The organism is Pseudomonas sp. Z1-14 (assembly GCF_051132005.1).
Taxonomy (GTDB): domain Bacteria; phylum Pseudomonadota; class Gammaproteobacteria; order Pseudomonadales; family Pseudomonadaceae; genus Aquipseudomonas.
This window is the reverse complement of the sequence record NZ_CP071646.1, coordinates 449,471-465,215: the sequence shown is the minus strand read 5'-3', so window position 1 is coordinate 465,215 and position 15,745 is coordinate 449,471. Positions and strand designations below refer to the sequence as shown.

The 15,745-nt window shown below is 62.1% G+C and carries 13 protein-coding genes; 10 read left to right on the top strand and 3 right to left on the bottom strand.

The genetic code is table 11. From position 1 onward, the window contains the following. Positions 1–111: 111 nt before the first annotated feature. Entirely contained in the window at positions 112–1,167 is a 1,056-nt protein-coding gene (gene bioB / locus J3P89_RS02175; RefSeq protein WP_434627635.1) for a biotin synthase BioB, read from the bottom strand. 90 nt (positions 1,168–1,257) lie between these two features. Between bioB and J3P89_RS02170 the strand changes: the two genes are divergently transcribed. The 5 genes from J3P89_RS02170 (at position 1,258) to rarD (ending at position 6,935) form a co-directional block, all read left to right on the top strand. Next, positions 1,258–1,998: a ComF family protein gene (locus tag J3P89_RS02170; protein ID WP_434696609.1), complete on the top strand. Its 741-nt coding sequence runs from the start codon at positions 1,258–1,260 to the stop codon at positions 1,996–1,998. A 55-nt stretch (positions 1,999–2,053) separates the two neighbouring features. Then, complete coding sequence (locus J3P89_RS02165) at positions 2,054–2,818, top strand: TOBE domain-containing protein (RefSeq protein ID WP_434696608.1); 765 nt, start codon at positions 2,054–2,056, stop codon at positions 2,816–2,818. 67 nt (positions 2,819–2,885) lie between these two features. Then, positions 2,886–4,787: a PhoX family protein gene (locus J3P89_RS02160; RefSeq protein ID WP_434571359.1), complete on the top strand. Its 1,902-nt coding sequence runs from the start codon at positions 2,886–2,888 to the stop codon at positions 4,785–4,787. 169 nt (positions 4,788–4,956) lie between these two features. Continuing rightward, complete coding sequence (locus J3P89_RS02155; RefSeq protein ID WP_434696607.1) at positions 4,957–5,931, top strand: serine/threonine protein kinase; 975 nt, start codon at positions 4,957–4,959, stop codon at positions 5,929–5,931. Positions 5,932–6,047: 116 nt separating this feature from the next. Continuing rightward, positions 6,048–6,935: an EamA family transporter RarD gene (rarD, locus tag J3P89_RS02150; protein WP_434696606.1), complete on the top strand. Its 888-nt coding sequence runs from the start codon at positions 6,048–6,050 to the stop codon at positions 6,933–6,935. Positions 6,936–7,152: 217 nt separating this feature from the next. On the opposite strand, the gene J3P89_RS02145 is transcribed toward rarD, so the two are convergent. Next, positions 7,153–7,671: a glycine cleavage system protein R gene (locus tag J3P89_RS02145; protein WP_434571355.1), complete on the bottom strand. Its 519-nt coding sequence runs from the start codon at positions 7,669–7,671 to the stop codon at positions 7,153–7,155. A 524-nt stretch (positions 7,672–8,195) separates the two neighbouring features. On the opposite strand from J3P89_RS02145, the gene J3P89_RS02140 reads away from it, so the two are divergent. Beyond that, positions 8,196–10,373 carry a malate synthase G gene (locus J3P89_RS02140; protein WP_434696605.1) on the top strand — a complete coding sequence of 726 codons (2,178 nt, stop codon included), beginning with the start codon at positions 8,196–8,198 and terminating at the stop codon, positions 10,371–10,373. 221 nt (positions 10,374–10,594) lie between these two features. Here the strand turns inward: J3P89_RS02140 and J3P89_RS02135 are convergent, their stop codons facing one another. Beyond that, positions 10,595–11,041, bottom strand: coding sequence for a response regulator (locus J3P89_RS02135; protein WP_434571351.1), 447 nt, complete (start codon positions 11,039–11,041; stop codon positions 10,595–10,597). Positions 11,042–11,293: 252 nt separating this feature from the next. Here J3P89_RS02135 and J3P89_RS02130 point away from each other — a divergent pair, with 252 nt between their 5' ends. The 4 genes from J3P89_RS02130 (at position 11,294) to J3P89_RS02115 (ending at position 15,643) form a co-directional block, all read left to right on the top strand. Continuing rightward, positions 11,294–13,234 (top strand): putative nucleotidyltransferase substrate binding domain-containing protein, encoded by a 1,941-nt coding sequence (locus J3P89_RS02130; protein WP_434627617.1) that lies wholly within the window; start codon positions 11,294–11,296, stop codon positions 13,232–13,234. After that, positions 13,231–13,938, top strand: coding sequence for a 3'-5' exonuclease (locus tag J3P89_RS02125; protein WP_434696604.1), 708 nt, complete (start codon positions 13,231–13,233; stop codon positions 13,936–13,938). The genes J3P89_RS02130 and J3P89_RS02125 overlap by 4 nt, the downstream gene beginning before the upstream one ends. Before the next feature lie 209 nt (positions 13,939–14,147). After that, complete coding sequence (locus tag J3P89_RS02120) at positions 14,148–14,666, top strand: RNA polymerase sigma factor (RefSeq protein WP_434696603.1); 519 nt, start codon at positions 14,148–14,150, stop codon at positions 14,664–14,666. Continuing rightward, positions 14,663–15,643 carry a FecR domain-containing protein gene (locus tag J3P89_RS02115; RefSeq protein ID WP_434696602.1) on the top strand — a complete coding sequence of 327 codons (981 nt, stop codon included), beginning with the start codon at positions 14,663–14,665 and terminating at the stop codon, positions 15,641–15,643. Before J3P89_RS02120 ends, J3P89_RS02115 begins: the two co-directional genes overlap by 4 nt. Positions 15,644–15,745: the final 102 nt, after the last annotated feature.

The following is a 15,745-nucleotide window of genomic DNA, read 5'->3' as shown; positions in this document are numbered from 1 at the left end:
TGCTCGCGATAGCGGTGAGCCAGTCGACATAAATGTTGAATGTTCCATTGCCATCGCGAGCAAGCTCGCTCCCACAGCGTCTTGCATTCCAGTCAGGGAATCGGTGAGCAATCAAACAGCGGCGTTATAGAACTGCTCGCTGCTCTTCTGCTCCACCAGCGCCTGCTCGATGGCCGCCTGATGCACTTCATCGGCATGCTCTTCGCGAGCTTCCGGCTGGATGCCCAGGCGCGCAAACAGTTGCATGTCCTTGTCGGCCTGCGGGTTGGCGGTGGTCAGCAATTTGTCGCCGTAGAAAATCGAGTTGGCGCCAGCGAAGAACGCCAGGGCCTGCATCTGCTCGTTCATGGCTTCGCGGCCAGCAGACAAGCGCACATGGGATTTCGGCATGAGGATGCGCGCCACGGCGAGCATGCGGATGAAATCGAACGGGTCGATGTCCTCGGCATTTTCCAGCGGCGTGCCGGCGACTTTCACCAGCATGTTGATCGGCACCGACTCTGGATGCTCCGGCAGGTTGGCCAGCTGGATCAGCAGGTTGGCGCGGTCGTCCAGGGACTCGCCCATGCCCAGGATCCCGCCGGAACAGATCTTCATCCCCGAATCACGTACATACGCCAGGGTTTGCAGGCGCTCGCTGTAGGTGCGGGTGGTGATGATGCTGCCGTAGAACTCCGGCGAGGTGTCGAGGTTGTGGTTGTAATAATCCAGGCCGGCCTGGGCCAGCGCTTCGGTCTGCTCCTGGTCGAGACGCCCCAGGGTCATGCAGGTCTCCAGGCCCATGGCCTTGACCCCCTTGACCATCTCCAGCACGTAGGGCATGTCCTTGGCCGACGGATGTTTCCACGCCGCGCCCATGCAGAAACGGGTCGAACCGATGGCCTTGGCGCGCGCGGCCTCTTCAAGGACCTTCTGCACCTCGAGCAACTTCTCTTTTTCCAGCCCGGTGTTGTAGTGGCCGGACTGCGGACAATATTTGCAATCTTCCGGGCAGGCGCCGGTCTTGATCGACAGCAGGGTCGACACCTGGACGCGGTTGGCATCGAAGTGCGCGCGGTGCACGGTCTGCGCCTGGAAGAGCAGGTCATTGAATGGCTGGACAAAGAGTGCTTTGACTTCGGCCAAAGACCAGTCATGACGCAGGTTGGCAGTGGTGCTGGCGCTCATGGGCATTTCCTTGATTATGCTTGGCAAGCGCCTGGGGAACGGAATACCCACAGGCGCGACACGGATGTTCGGCATATTTAAGGAAGAGCCATGCGCTGTCAACCACGATACAAAGATCCGGTTTACATCTGGTTAAAAAACAAACAGATCTGTCTGTTGTGCGGCGAATCCACCGACACCTTGCAACCCATCTGCACCCCTTGCGAAAGCGAACTGCCCTGGCTCGGCGAGCATTGCGCCGTTTGCGCCCTGCCGCTGCCCATGGCCGGGCTCCGTTGCGGCCAATGCGCCGCGCGGCCTCCGGCCTTCGAGCGGGTCCTGGCGCCATGGGCCTACGACTTTCCGGTGGACAGCCTGATTACGCGCTTCAAGCACCAGGCAAAATGGCCCCTCGGTCGACTGCTTGGCGAGTTGCTGGCGCAATCGCTGCAGCATCATTTCGACGAAGGCCTGGAGCAGCCCGATGCGCTGGTGCCAGTGCCGCTGGCGGCGCGCCGCTTGCGCCAGCGCGGCTTCAACCAGGCGACATTGCTGGCCCGCTGGCTCAGCGCAGCGCTACGGATCCCTTGCGAAGACAACCTGCTGTTGCGCGTCCAGGACACCCCGGCCCAACAGGTCCTGGACGCCCGGGCCCGGCGCCGGAACCTGCGCCAGGCCTTTGCCTTAGCGCCCGGTGCGGTGTTGAACAACCGTCACCTGGCGCTGGTCGATGATGTACTCACCACCGGCGCCACGGCCCAGGCACTGGCCCGGTTGCTGCTCGATGCCGGTGCAGCGCGGGTCGATGTGTATTGCCTGGCGCGCACGCCGAAACCCGGTGATCCGGCTTGACGCGCAGTGGCCGAGGCGCCAACGTCCTGCATCCGTCCCGTACAGGGTTTGCACCATGTCATTGCCTACGCTGCTGAGCCAACATATCGTCCGCCGTCCACAACGCATCGCCCTGTTACAGCACATCGCCGAGCAGGGTTCCATCACTCGGGCCGCCAAAAGTGCCGGGCTGAGCTACAAGGCGGCCTGGGATGCGATCGATGAGTTGAACAACCTGGCGGACCGGCCGTTGGTCGAGCGCAGCGTTGGCGGCAAGGGTGGCGGTGGCGCGAAACTGTCGGAAGAAGGCCTGCGCGTGCTGCGTCTGTATCAGCGCTTGCAGGTATTGCAGGCGCAGTTGCTGGAAGCGAGCGAGGACGCCGGTGACCTGGGCCTGCTCAGCCGCCTGATGTTGCGCACCAGCGCGCGCAACCAACTGCATGGCAAGGTCGTCGGCATCCAGGCCCAGGGCCACAACGACCGGATACACCTGGAACTGGCGCGCGGCTTGCTCATCGACGCGCAGATCACCCACGACAGCACGCTGCGCCTGGAGCTGGGCCTCGGTACCGAAGTGGTGGCCCTGATCAAGGCCGGCTGGCTGGCGTTGTATCCACTCGACCAGCCGGACGATTGCTCGGCCAACAGTCTGCAAGGCGTGATCGAGCACATCGCGGTCGCTGCGGATGGCCCCAATGAAGTGCGCATCGGCTTGCCCAACGGCCAGACGTTGTGTGCCCTTGCAGACCCGCTTGAGCTGGTTGAACGAAACCTCGACGCCGGCTCACCGGTGCAAGTACGTTTTTCCCCTGCAAATGTGCTGCTCGGCACACCGTTGTAGCGCGCTGAAACATAAACTTCATCGACCCGCTTTAAGGTGACTGCCAAAACCAGCAGGGAGCCTGATGATGAGCCTATTAGAAGAAAACCAATCCACCGACCTGGAAAAGATCGTCGGCCTGAGCCGTCGCCGCTTCATCGGCGCAGGCGCTCTGTGCGGCGCGGCGATGTTCCTGGGCGGCAACCTGCTGAGCCGCAGCGTCATGGCCGCCGCCGTGAGCGAAGGCAACAAAAGGTTGCTGGGCTTTGACAGCATTGCCGCCGCCACGACCGACACCATTACCTTGCCGCCAGGCTACAAAGCCTCGGTGCTGATCAGTTGGGGCCAGCCATTGCAAAAAAATGCCCCGGCATTCGACCCCAGCGGCAATGGCACCGCCCGCGCCCAGGAAATGCAGTTCGGTGACAACAACGACGGCATGAGCCTGTTCCCGTTTCCCGGCGAGGACAACCGGGCGTTGATGGCGATCAACAACGAATACACCAACTACCGCTACCTCTTCCCCCATGGCGGCCAGCCGCAGTCGGCCGAAGACGTGCACAAGGCCCAGGCCAGCGAAGGCGTGTCGGTCATCGAGATCCAGCGGCGCCGTGGCCAGTGGCAATTTGTCCAGGATTCGCGCTACAACCGCAGGATCCATGGCAACACGCCGATTCGCCTGGGCGGCCCGGCTGCCGGTCACGACCTGATGAAAACCAGCGCCGACAAAAGCGGCAAAAAAGCGCTGGGGACGTTCCAGAACTGCGCTAACGGCATGACGCCGTGGGGCACCTACCTGACCTGTGAAGAAAACTTCACCGACTGCTTCGGCAGCAGCAACGCTGATCTGAAGTTCGATGAGGCGCAAAAGCGCTACGGCGCTACCGTCACCAGCCGCGAAATCAACTGGCACCTGTTCGATCCGCGTTTCGACCTGGCGAAAAACCCCAACGAGCTCAATCGTCACGGCTGGGTGGTTGAAATCGACCCGTTCGATCCAAAGTCCACGCCAGTGAAACGCACCGCCCTGGGCCGCTTCAAACACGAAAACGCCGCGCTGGCGAAAACCCGTGACGGGCGCGCCGTTGTGTACATGGGCGATGACGAGCGTGGCGAGTTCATCTACAAGTTCGTCAGCCGCGATCGCATCGACCGCCGCAATCCCAAGGCCAACCGCGACCTGCTGGACCACGGCACGTTGTACGTGGCGCGCTTCGACGCCGGCGACGGCAACCCGGACCATCCGAAAGGCAAGGGCCAGTGGATCGAACTGACCCATGGCAAGAATGGCCTCGACGCCGGCAAGGGCTTCAATGACCAGGCTGAAGTGTTGATTCATGCACGCCTGGCCGCCACCGCCGTTGGCGCCACCCGCATGGACCGCCCGGAGTGGATCGTGGTGAGCCCGAAGGATGGCCAGGTCTATTGCACCCTGACCAACAACTCCAAGCGCGGCGAAGAAGGCCAACCGGTGGACGGGCCCAACCCTCGGGCCAAAAACGTCTACGGGCAGATTCTGCGCTGGCGCACCGACCGCGACGATCACGCCTCCAAGACCTTCGAGTGGGATCTGTTCGTGGTCGCCGGTAACCCGACGGTGCATGCCGGCACGCCCAAGGCCGGATCGTCCAACGTCAATGCCCAGAACATGTTCAACAGCCCCGACGGCCTGGGCTTCGACAAAGCCGGCCGGCTGTGGATCCAGACCGATGGCGACTCAAGCAACGCCGGGGATTTCGCCGGCATGGGCAACAACCAGATGCTCTGCGCCGACCCCAACAGCGGTGAGATCCGCCGCTTCATGGTCGGACCGGTGGGTTGTGAGGTCACCGGGATCAGCTTCGCGCCGGACTACAAGACCTTGTTCGTGGGCATCCAGCACCCTGGGGAAAACGGCGGTTCCACATTCCCCGAGCACCTGCCCAATGGCAAGCCACGGTCGTCAGTGATGGTGATTACGCGCGAGGATGGCGGGATCATCGGCGGCTGATCGGGCCTCATCGCGAGCAGGCTCGCTCCCACAGTGGATCTGCGGTTGCCGTCGATCTCTGTGGGAGTGAGCCTGCTCGCGATCGCTTCAGCGCAGCCCCCTATCTGCCTCTGTCTGCGCTACCATGCCGGGTCGGACGCGGCAGCCCTGCCGCTGCGCAGGAGTCAGCATGTCCCATCCGTTTGAAACCCTTACGCCCGACCTGGTGCTCGATGCCGTTGAAAGCATCGGCTTTCTCAGCGACGCCCGCGTGCTGGCGCTCAACAGCTACGAAAACCGTGTCTATCAGGTCGGCATCGAAGACGCCGAACCGCTGATCGCCAAGTTCTATCGCCCCCAGCGCTGGACCAACGAAGCGATCCTGGAAGAACACCGCTTTACCTTCGAGCTGGCCGACTGCGAAGTGCCGGTGGTGGCGCCGCTGATCCATAACGGCGCCAGCCTGCATGAGCACGCCGGGTTTCGTTTCACCCTGTTCCCCCGGCGCGGCGGGCGGGCGCCGGAGCCGGGCAATCTCGACCAGCTCTATCGTCTGGGCCAGTTGCTCGGAAGGCTTCACGCGATCGGCGCGACCCGGCCATTCGAGTATCGCGAAGCGCTGGGCGTGAAGAACTTCGGCCATGACTCGCTGGAGACCGTGCTGCAAAGCGGCTTTGTCCCCCGCAGCCTGCTGCCGGCCTACGAATCAGTGGCCAGGGATCTGCTCAAGCGTGTCGAAGATGCCTACGCCGCCACGCCCCACCAGAACATTCGCATGCACGGCGATTGCCATCCCGGCAACATGATGTGCCGCGACGAGGTGTTCCATATCGTCGACCTCGACGATTGCCGCATGGGCCCGGCCGTGCAGGACCTGTGGATGATGCTCGCCGGGGATCGGCAGGAATGCCTCGGACAGCTATCGGAATTGATGGACGGCTACCAGGAATTCCATGATTTCGACCCGCGCGAATTGGCCCTGATCGAACCGCTGCGCGCCCTGCGCCTGATGCACTACAGCGCCTGGCTGGCGCGCCGCTGGGATGACCCGGCGTTTCCGCGAAGCTTCCCCTGGTTCGGCAGCGAACGTTACTGGGGCGATCAGGTGTTGGCGCTGCGCGAGCAACTGGCGGCGCTTCAGGAAGAGCCGTTGAAGCTTTTTTGATGCCAGATCCAAATGGCTCCCACAGGGGTTGCGTGCAACATTCATAAGGCACCAGCACAATCAGACAAATCTACTTACAATCACTTCTTTGTTAGCTGCCTAAGCAAGGATTCTGCATGCAAGCCGCCAACCCGCGTCGCGGGTATATCCTGGGCCTGAGCGCCTACATCATCTGGGGTCTGTTCCCCATCTATTTCAAAGCCATCGCCAACGTTCCATCGGTGGAAATCATCATCCACCGGGTGCTCTGGTCGGCGCTGTTCGGCGCGGCCCTGCTGATGGTCTGGAAACATCCGGGCTGGTGGCGCGAGCTGCGGGACAATCCGCGGCGCCTGGCGATCCTGGCCCTGAGCGGCACGCTGATCGCCGTCAACTGGCTGACCTACGTCTGGGCCGTGAATAACGGTCGCATGCTCGAAGCCAGCCTGGGCTATTACATCAATCCGCTGGTCAACGTGTTGCTGGGCATGTTGATCCTCGGCGAGCGGCTGCGACGCATGCAATGGGTCGCGGTGGCGTTGGCAGCCATTGGCGTGGCGCAACAGGTCTGGCAGGTGGGCAGCCTGCCGTGGGTGTCGCTGATGCTGGCGCTGACGTTTGGCTTCTACGGGTTGATCCGCAAGCAGGCGCCGGTCAAGGCCTTGCCAGGGCTGGTGGTGGAAACCTGGATGCTGGTACCGATTGCTATCGCATGGCTGCTGTTCAACCCGGCCGCCACCAGCGCCCAGGCGGCTTTCTGGACGACTTCCGAAGCCTGGTGGCTGGTGGCGGCCGGTCCCGTGACGCTGGTGCCTCTGGTCTGCTTCAACGCGGCGGCGCGGCATCTGCCCTACACCACGCTGGGCTTCTTGCAGTACATCGCGCCGACGCTCGTGCTGCTGCTCGCGGTGCTTCTGTTTGACGAACATTTATCGTCCAGCACGCTGGTGGCGTTCCTGTTCATCTGGGCCGGTCTGGCGGTGTACAGCATCGACGCGGTGGTCAGCATGCGCCGGCGCTCCTGATCAAAAAACCAACACATCTCTACAGGCCACGTCCGGCGTGGCCTGCGCTTATCCTTCCCAAGGTTATCCACAACGTGATCCCCGGCGTTTGTGCACAAGCCTTTGAAAACTGGTGATTTTTTGACCATCACTGGCTGAGGCACGGCGGGCCTGGGCTGGCGCCGGGTCTCTACAGGTTATCCACAGGCAGGCGCAGCTTTTCCTTGGATAACCTGCGTCAGCTTTCGTCGCTGAGTTTCAGCTCGACCATCAATTCATCAGCCAGGGTTTCCAGGCGCTCCTGCAGGGTGTCCAGCGACAAGGTCAGGGGCACTCCGAGAATCGCCTCGGCATGGAATAACAATTCGCTGCTCATCGGCGCGGGTCGAACATGGGTAACCAGCCGCTCGACGTTCACCCCCTGCTCGCTCAACAGGCGCGTGATGTCGCGCACGATGCCGGGACGGTCATTGCCCACCAGTTCCATGGCGATGGGTTTCCAGGTGCAGGATTCTTCGATCGCATTCTCGGCAATCAGCACACGAATGCCATGGGCCGCGAGCCCATGCAAAGCCTCGATCAGTTCTTCATGAGATTCAGCCGGGGCGCTGAGGCGCAGGATCCCGGCGAATTGCCCGGCGAGGTGCGACATACGGCTTTCCAGCCAGTTGCCGCCGTGCTCGGCAATACACTCAGCAATGCGCTCGACCTGCCCGGGTTTGTCCGGGGCGAAAACGGTGATGACGAGATGGTCCATGGCGCAGCCCTTCTGTTGATGGAACGGACAGTATAGGCAAGGCGGGAAATCCACACGGTCGCGCTTTTGGGTTGAGGAGCTTGCTCGCCTTGGACTGCGTAATGATCGTAAATCGCTGGATCAGTGCTGCGCACTGAAGCGGGAGCAAGCTCCCTCGCCACAGGCATATGTGTACGAATGTTAGATTTATCTGGAACAATCCAACAGTTTTTTGAGAACATCCGATTCCGCGCCGTGACTGTAGTGCTTTAGTCGGTCGCGGAACGACGCAATTAGTCTGATTTTCACAACCGTAACTGATCATGTAGTATGCCGCAGCGGGCACTACATAACCGCAATGCCTAATGTTGCACCGATGTCTGCCCAGGCCAGTCGCATCCCTGAAAGCCCCGTCAGCAAGGCTTAACCCAGCCGCCAGCAATGGCATGTACTGGTCCAGGGGTTTGTGGTTTAAATGTCCCGAGGCTTCATTGTCCAAATCGAAGAGCTGAAAAGCGCAATAGCTGAGCAGAGTGAGGCAAGCAATGACTGAACACGTTCAAGTCGGTGGCCTGCAGGTCGCCAAAGTCCTGTTCGACTTCGTGAATAACGAAGCCATTCCCGGAACCGGCCTCACCGCCGAGGCATTCTGGGCCGGCGCCGACAAGGTCATCCATGACCTGGCACCGAAGAACAAAGCCCTACTCGCCAAACGCGACGATTTCCAGGCGCAGATCGATGCCTGGCACCAGGCTCGTGCCGGCCAGGCCCACGACGCCGTGGCTTACAAAGCCTTCCTGCAAGACATTGGTTACCTGCTGCCAGAAGCGGCGGATTTCCAGGCCACGACCCAGAATGTCGATGACGAAATTGCCCGCATGGCCGGCCCGCAGCTGGTGGTGCCGGTGATGAATGCCCGTTTCGCCCTCAACGCCTCGAACGCCCGCTGGGGTTCGCTGTACGACGCGCTGTACGGCACCGATGCGATCAGCGAAGCCGATGGCGCGGAGAAAGGCAAAGGCTACAACAAGGTCCGCGGCGACAAGGTCATCGCCTTCGCCCGCGCCTTTCTCGACGAAGCAGCCCCGTTGGCGGCCGGCTCCCACGTCGATTCCATTGCCTACAAGATCATCGACGGCAAGCTCGTCGTGACTCTCAAGGGCGGCAGCAACAGCGGCCTGCGCGACGATGCCCAACTGATCGGTTTCCAGGGCGATACGTCGGCGCCGAGCGCCGTGCTGCTCAAGCACAACGGCCTGCACTTCGAAATCCAGATCGATGCCAGCACTCCGGTCGGGCAGACCGACGCCGCCGGCGTCAAAGACATCCTGATGGAAGCCGCGCTGACCACCATCATGGATTGCGAAGACTCGGTCGCTGCCGTCGATGCCGATGACAAGGTGGTGATCTACCGTAACTGGCTCGGCTTGATGAAAGGCGATCTGTCGGAAGAAGTCGCCAAGGGCGGCCAGACGTTTACCCGGACCATGAACCCTGACCGCGTCTACACCGCCGCGGACGGGTCGAGCGTGACGCTGCACGGCCGTTCGCTTTTGTTCGTGCGCAACGTCGGTCACCTGATGACCATTGACGCGATTCTGGACAAGGACGGCAATGAAGTGCCGGAAGGCATCCTCGACGGGCTGATCACCAGCCTGGCCGCGATCCACAGCCTCAACGGCAACACCTCGCGCCGCAACAGCCGCACCGGCTCGGTCTATATCGTCAAGCCGAAGATGCATGGCCCGGAAGAAGCGGCGTTCACCAACGAGCTGTTCGGCCGCGTCGAAGACGTGCTGAACCTGCCGCGCAACACGCTGAAAGTCGGAATCATGGATGAGGAGCGCCGTACCACGGTCAACCTCAAGGCATGTATCAAGGCGGCCAGCGAGCGCGTGGTATTCATCAATACCGGCTTCCTCGACCGCACCGGCGACGAAATCCACACGTCCATGGAAGCCGGCCCGATGGTCCGCAAGGCCGACATGAAGGCCGAGAAGTGGATCGCTGCGTACGAAAACTGGAACGTCGACATCGGTTTGAGCACCGGTCTGCAAGGCCGCGCGCAAATCGGCAAGGGCATGTGGGCCATGCCGGACCTGATGGCCGCGATGCTCGAGCAGAAAATCGCCCACCCGATGGCGGGCGCCAACACCGCATGGGTCCCATCGCCAACCGCTGCCGCCCTGCACGCGTTGCACTATCACAAGGTCGATGTATTCGCCCGCCAGGCCGAGCTGGCCAAGCGTGCCCGCGCTTCGGTGGACGACATCCTGACCATCCCGCTGGCGGTCAACCCGAACTGGACGCCCGAGCAGATCAAGCATGAACTGGACAACAATGCCCAGGGCATCCTTGGCTACGTGGTGCGCTGGATCGACCAGGGCGTGGGTTGCTCCAAGGTGCCGGACATCAACGACATCGGCCTGATGGAGGACCGTGCAACGCTGCGTATCTCCAGCCAGCACATCGCCAACTGGCTGCGCCATGGCATCGTCACCCGAGACCAGGTGATGGAAAGCCTCAAGCGCATGGCACCGGTAGTCGACCGCCAGAACGCCAGCGACCCGCTGTATCGCCCGCTGGCGCCAGACTTCGACAGCAACATCGCCTTCCAGGCGGCGGTCGAACTGGTGATCGAAGGGACCAGGCAACCAAATGGCTATACCGAGCCGGTGCTGCACCGTCGTCGTCGCGAGTTCAAGGCAGCCAATGGGTTGTGATTGAGCGGTAATCGCGGCAAATAAAAAGCCCTGATCTTGCGATCAGGGCTTTTTCATTTGCATTATCCAACTGCTTTTTGTGGCGAGGGAGCTTGCTCCCGCTCGGTTGCGCAGCGACCGCAATACAGTCAATTAGATTCCGAGTTCTGGAAAAAGGGTCTGCTTCGCAGCCCAGCGGGAGCAAGCTCCCTCGCCACAAAAGCTATCTCCCACAGACGATCTTAAAGATCCATCCCCAACTCATGCTTGACCAGCCCCAGCAGCTTGTCGGTGTCGATCGGCTTTAACAGGAAATCCACCACACTCAGATGCATCGCCTCGATGGCGTCCTTCACGTCGGCATCGCCCGACACAATGATGATCGGCAGCGCCGCCCGCTCCGACTCGCGTACCAGGCGCACCAGCTCCAGGCCATCGACATTGCCCATGCGCAGGTCGGTGATCAGCAGGCCGATGGCGGGCTTGGTTTCCAGCATCCTGAGTGCGGTTTCACCACTGGCGGCGGTCATGCAGCGTATGCCGTCCAATGCCAGGATTTCCGACAGCAGCTCACGGGCGTCCTTGTCGTCATCGACTATCAGGACTCGCTGCGGCGGCAGGTCGGGTTCCAGCATGACGGCACTCAGCGCCTCGCGCTCGGCGTCACTCAAAATATCGTGGTCGGACATGATGCTCTCTACGTTCTCGAATCGATCCCCTGGCACAGTGGTCAGACATCGTTCTGCGGCGCTTCAATGTGCACTTCGTCGGATTTTTTTCCAAGTACATTCCAGGAAGAATTTTCCGACGCAAGGCCTGGGAGTTTTCCTTGGATTCGCTCCCATTGCCGCGACCTAGACTTACGTCCAATGGGCACCCTGCGCTCAGGGGCCGACCATGGGGAACAGATCCGACCACAACAATTCGAAAAAGACTGCGTAATGGTTATGAAAAAAGCGGACGCCTTCATCCAGGCAGGGAAAACCGCGGTGTTGCAGAACATCCAGGGAACGTTGCAGTTTCTCCAGCGTTTCCCCCCGTTCAACCAGATGGAAAATGCCCACCTGGCCTACCTGGTCGAACAGTGCCTGCTGCGTTTTTATGCCCCGGGCGAAACCATTATCAAGCCGGCCGACGGTCCGGTTGAGCACTTCTACATCGTCAAGCAAGGCCGGGTAGTGGGCGAGCGACCGCACTCGGCCAAGGGCGGCACCGAGACCACCTTCGAGATCACCACCGGCGAGTGCTTCCCCCTCGCGGCCCTGTTGGGTGAGCGAGCGACCCGCACCGAGCACCGGGCCGGCGAGGACACTTTCTGCCTGCAGTTGAACAAACTGGCCTTCATCAAGCTGTTCGCCCTGTCCGGCCCGTTTCGCGATTTCGCCTTGCGCGGGGTCAGCAGCCTGCTCGATCAGGTCAACCAGCAAGTGCAGCAGAAATCCGCGCAGACCCTGGGCACTCAATATTCCCTCAATACCCGCCTGGGCGAGCTGGCAATGCGTCACCCGGTCAGTTGCAGCCCCGAAACGCCGTTGCGCGAAGCCGTCAAGCTGATGCATGAGCAGCAAGTCGGCAGCATCGTGGTGGTGGACGAACACAAGGCGCCGGTCGGGATCTTCACCCTGCGCGATCTGCGTCAGGTCGTGGCCGACGGTACCGGGGATTTTTCCGGGGCGATCACCATGCACATGACCCAGGCACCGTTTTTCCTGTCGCCTGACCACAGCGCCTTCGATGCGGCCATCGCCATGACCGAGCGCCACATTGCCCACGTCTGCCTGGTCAAGGACCAGCGCTTGTGTGGCGTGGTCTCGGAGCGGGACCTGTTTTCCCTGCAGCGCGTCGACCTGGTGCACCTGGCCCGGACGATCCGCAACGCCCCCAGGATCGAGAACCTGGTGACCTTGCGCGGCGAAATCGGTCAACTGGTGGAGCGCATGCTGGCCCATGGCGCGTCATCGACCCAGATCACCCACATCATCACCCTGCTCAACGACCACACCGTATGCCGGGTTATCGAGCTGACCCTCGCCGAGAAGGGCGACCCGGGCGTTGCGTTCAGCTGGCTGTGCTTTGGCAGCGAAGGCCGCCGCGAGCAGACCCTGCACACCGACCAGGACAACGGCATCCTGTTCGAAGCCCGGGACGCTGCCCATGCGGCGCAGATTCGTGGTCTGCTGCTGCCCATCGCCCAGCAGATCAACCAGAGCCTGGCCTTGTGCGGCTTCACGTTGTGCAAGGGCAATATCATGGCCGGCAACCCCGAATTGTGCCTGTCCCGCGCCGAATGGGCACGCCGCTTCGCGGCCTTTGTCCGTGAGGCGACGCCCGAGAACCTGCTGGGTTCGAGTATCTATTTCGATTTGCGGGTGGTGTGGGGCGACGAGCAAGGCTGCGAGCAGTTGCGTCGGCAGATTCTTGATCAGGTGGCCGACAATCGCCTGTTCCAACGCATGCTGGCCGAGAACGCGCTTCGCCATCGCCCGCCCGTCGGCCGCTTCAGGGATTTCGTACTCAGCCGCAAGAACGGCGAGAAGGCGACGCTCGACCTCAAAGTACAAGGCCTGACCCCCTTCGTCGACGGTGCCCGCCTGCTGGCGCTCGCCAACGGCATCGAGGCCAACAACACCCTGGAGCGCTTGCGGCAACTGGTCGTCAAGGAAGTGATCGAGCCGCTGGACGGCGCGGCTTATGAAGAGGCCTATCACTTCATCCAGCAGACACGCATGCAACAGCATCAACTGCAAACGCGGGAGAACCAGCCCTATTCCAACCGCGTCGACCCGGACAGCCTCAACCACTTGGACCGGCGCATCCTGCGTGAATCCCTGCGCCAGGCCCAACGCCTGCAGAGCAGCCTGACCGTGAGGTACCAGCTGTGAGTCTGTTTTCCTGGTTGCGCCCGGTCCAGCCGATGCTCTCGGACGCATTGCAGCAGCGCCTGGACAATCTGCCCGCCGCCGCGCCGTTGACAGAGCGCAGCCTGCGGGAGCAACGGTGGGTGGTGGTTGACCTGGAAACCACCGGCCTCAACCTGAACAAGGATCAGGTGCTGTCCATCGGTGCGGTCGTCATTGAAGACGGCGCCATCGACTTCAGCCAGCAGTTCGAGCGGACCTTGCAATGCGACAAGCAGAAGCTCGGGCCCAGCGTACTGATCCATGGCCTGGCACCGAGCGCCATCGCTGCCGGCAGCGACCCGGCCGAAGCGCTGGTGGCGTTCATGGAGTTCGTCGGCGATAGCCCATTGCTGGCGTTCCATGCGCCGTTCGATTCGCACATGCTCGGACGCGCCATGAAAGACTATCTGGGCTGCCGACTGCTGCATCCGTTCCTGGACGTGGCTGACCTGGCCCCGATGCTTTGCCCGCAAGCCAATCTGCGCAAGTCAGGCCTGGACGAGTGGATCGACTGGTTCAAGCTGCAAGTCTTCGAGCGCCACAACGCCAGCGCCGATGCCCTCGCCACTGCGGAACTGGCGCTGATCCTGTTCAGCCGCGCCCGCCAGCAGGACATCCACAGCGCGCTCGACCTGCAACAGCGCCTGGGGCAGTGGAAACGGCGGCAGCAGGCGCCTTCGTTTTAATTAAAGCAACAAGGCTTTTGTGGGAGCGAGCCTGCTCGCGAAGGCAGTTTGTCAGCCAACATCAACGTATCGGACGGACCGTTTTCGCGAGCAGGCTCGCTCCCACAGGAGTGCACAGTTTTATCCCGACCAGCGCCAATTGCTTTCCAGCCCCCGCCTCTGCCACAATCGCGAACAATTCTCGTTACTTAATGCGTCGGTGATGCTCCGTGTCGTCAGTTCCTACTCCTAACGGTGATCTGGTTGGTGCGTTGTACCGCGACCATCGCGGCTGGCTATTGGCATGGCTACAGCGCAACGTGGCATGTCCACAGCGGGCGGAAGACCTGAGCCAGGACACCTTCGTGCGGCTGCTGGGGCGTGACGGGTTGCAGCCACCGCGCGAGCCCCGGGCGTTTCTGCTGGCGATCGCCAAAGGCCTGCTGTTTGATTATTTCCGCAGGGCCGCGCTGGAGCAGGCTTACCTGATCGAACTGATGCTGATTCCCGAGGCTGAGCAACCTTCGATAGAAGAGCAGCAGATGATCCTCGAAGACCTCAGGAACATCGACCGTCTGCTTGGCAAACTGTCGAGCAAGGCGCGTGCGGCCTTCCTCTATAACCGCCTCGACGGCCTCGGCCATGCTGAAATCGCCGAGCGCCTGGGGGTTTCGGTGCCGCGGGTGCGCCAATACCTGGCCCAAGGCGTGCGGCAGTGCTACATCGCCCTTTACGGTGAGCCGACATGACCCTGGCCTCTTCCAAGCCAGTCTCGGCGCGGGTGTTGGACGCGGCCATCGCCTGGCAATTGTCCCTGGACTCAGGCAATGGCAGCCCTCAGGAGCGTGAAGCCTTCGCTCAATGGCACGCCGCCGATGAGGAGCATGCACGCGCCTGGCAGCAACTGGGCATGCTCGACCAGCGTTTCAGCGTCGCCAGCGGCCCGGCGCGTGCGGCGCTGCTGCAATCGCGGGTCAGCATCCGGCGGCGGGTACGCAAGGTCGGCAGCGGCCTGGCCAGCGTCGTCGCGGTCATCGGCCTGGCGCTGTTCGCTGGCGAGCGTTACCTGCCGCTGGATTATTGGCTGGCCGACCAGCGCACCGCCACCGGTGAACAGCGCACGTTGCGCCTGGCCGACGGCACGCTGATCAACCTCAACACTCACAGCGCGTTGGATGTGCGTTTCGACGACAAGCAGCGGCGCGTCATCCTGCAGGAAGGCGAGATCCTGGTGGAAACCGGCCACAACGATCCGCGCCCGTTCATCGTCGAGACTCGCGAGGGTAGCATGCGCGCCCTGGGCACGCGCTTTCTGGTCAGGCTCGAAGACCAAGGTACACGCCTGAGCGTGTTGAAATCCGCGGTGGCCGCGCATCCGCAAGCGACCGCTGAGGAGCAGATTCTGCGCGAAGGCCAGCAGGTGCTGATGCGCCGCGACGGCCTCGGTCCAACCTTGGCCCTGAGCCCCGGCGCCGATGCCTGGACTCGCGGCATGCTGGTGGTGGACAACGCGCGACTCGAAGACCTGGTCCGTGAGTTGGCGCGCTATCGGCGCGGCTACCTGGGCGTCGAGCCCAAGGTGGCGGACCTGCGCATTACCGGCAGTTTCCCGCTGCATGACACCAACCTGGCGTTGACCGCTTTGCTGCCGACCTTGCCGGTGCAGGTCGAGCATCACACGCGTTGGTGGGTGGTGGTGGCGCCGCGGGTCGAGGCCAAGCGCTAGAGAATGTTGCGTCTCTGAGGACGCCTTCGCGAGCAGGCTCGCTCCCACCAGGTAATGCGTACCCCTGTGGGAGCGAGCCTGCTCGCGAAGAGGCCAGTTGCA

Excerpts from the sequence above, each read along its gene's own strand:
- J3P89_RS02135 (WP_434571351.1), bottom strand. The coding sequence starts at position 11,041 with ATGTCCGACCACGATATTTTGAGTGACGCCGAGCGCGAGGCGCTGAGT.
- J3P89_RS02170 (WP_434696609.1), top strand. The coding sequence starts at position 1,258 with ATGCGCTGTCAACCACGATACAAAGATCCGGTTTACATCTGGTTAAAA.
- J3P89_RS02155 (WP_434696607.1), top strand. The coding sequence starts at position 4,957 with ATGTCCCATCCGTTTGAAACCCTTACGCCCGACCTGGTGCTCGATGCC.
- J3P89_RS02160 (WP_434571359.1), top strand. The coding sequence starts at position 2,886 with ATGAGCCTATTAGAAGAAAACCAATCCACCGACCTGGAAAAGATCGTC.
- J3P89_RS02165 (WP_434696608.1), top strand. The coding sequence starts at position 2,054 with ATGTCATTGCCTACGCTGCTGAGCCAACATATCGTCCGCCGTCCACAA.
- rarD (WP_434696606.1), top strand. The coding sequence starts at position 6,048 with ATGCAAGCCGCCAACCCGCGTCGCGGGTATATCCTGGGCCTGAGCGCC.
- bioB (WP_434627635.1), bottom strand. The coding sequence starts at position 1,167 with ATGAGCGCCAGCACCACTGCCAACCTGCGTCATGACTGGTCTTTGGCC.
- J3P89_RS02115 (WP_434696602.1), top strand. The coding sequence starts at position 14,663 with ATGACCCTGGCCTCTTCCAAGCCAGTCTCGGCGCGGGTGTTGGACGCG.
- J3P89_RS02130 (WP_434627617.1), top strand. The coding sequence starts at position 11,294 with ATGGTTATGAAAAAAGCGGACGCCTTCATCCAGGCAGGGAAAACCGCG.
- J3P89_RS02145 (WP_434571355.1), bottom strand. The coding sequence starts at position 7,671 with ATGGACCATCTCGTCATCACCGTTTTCGCCCCGGACAAACCCGGGCAG.
- J3P89_RS02140 (WP_434696605.1), top strand. The coding sequence starts at position 8,196 with ATGACTGAACACGTTCAAGTCGGTGGCCTGCAGGTCGCCAAAGTCCTG.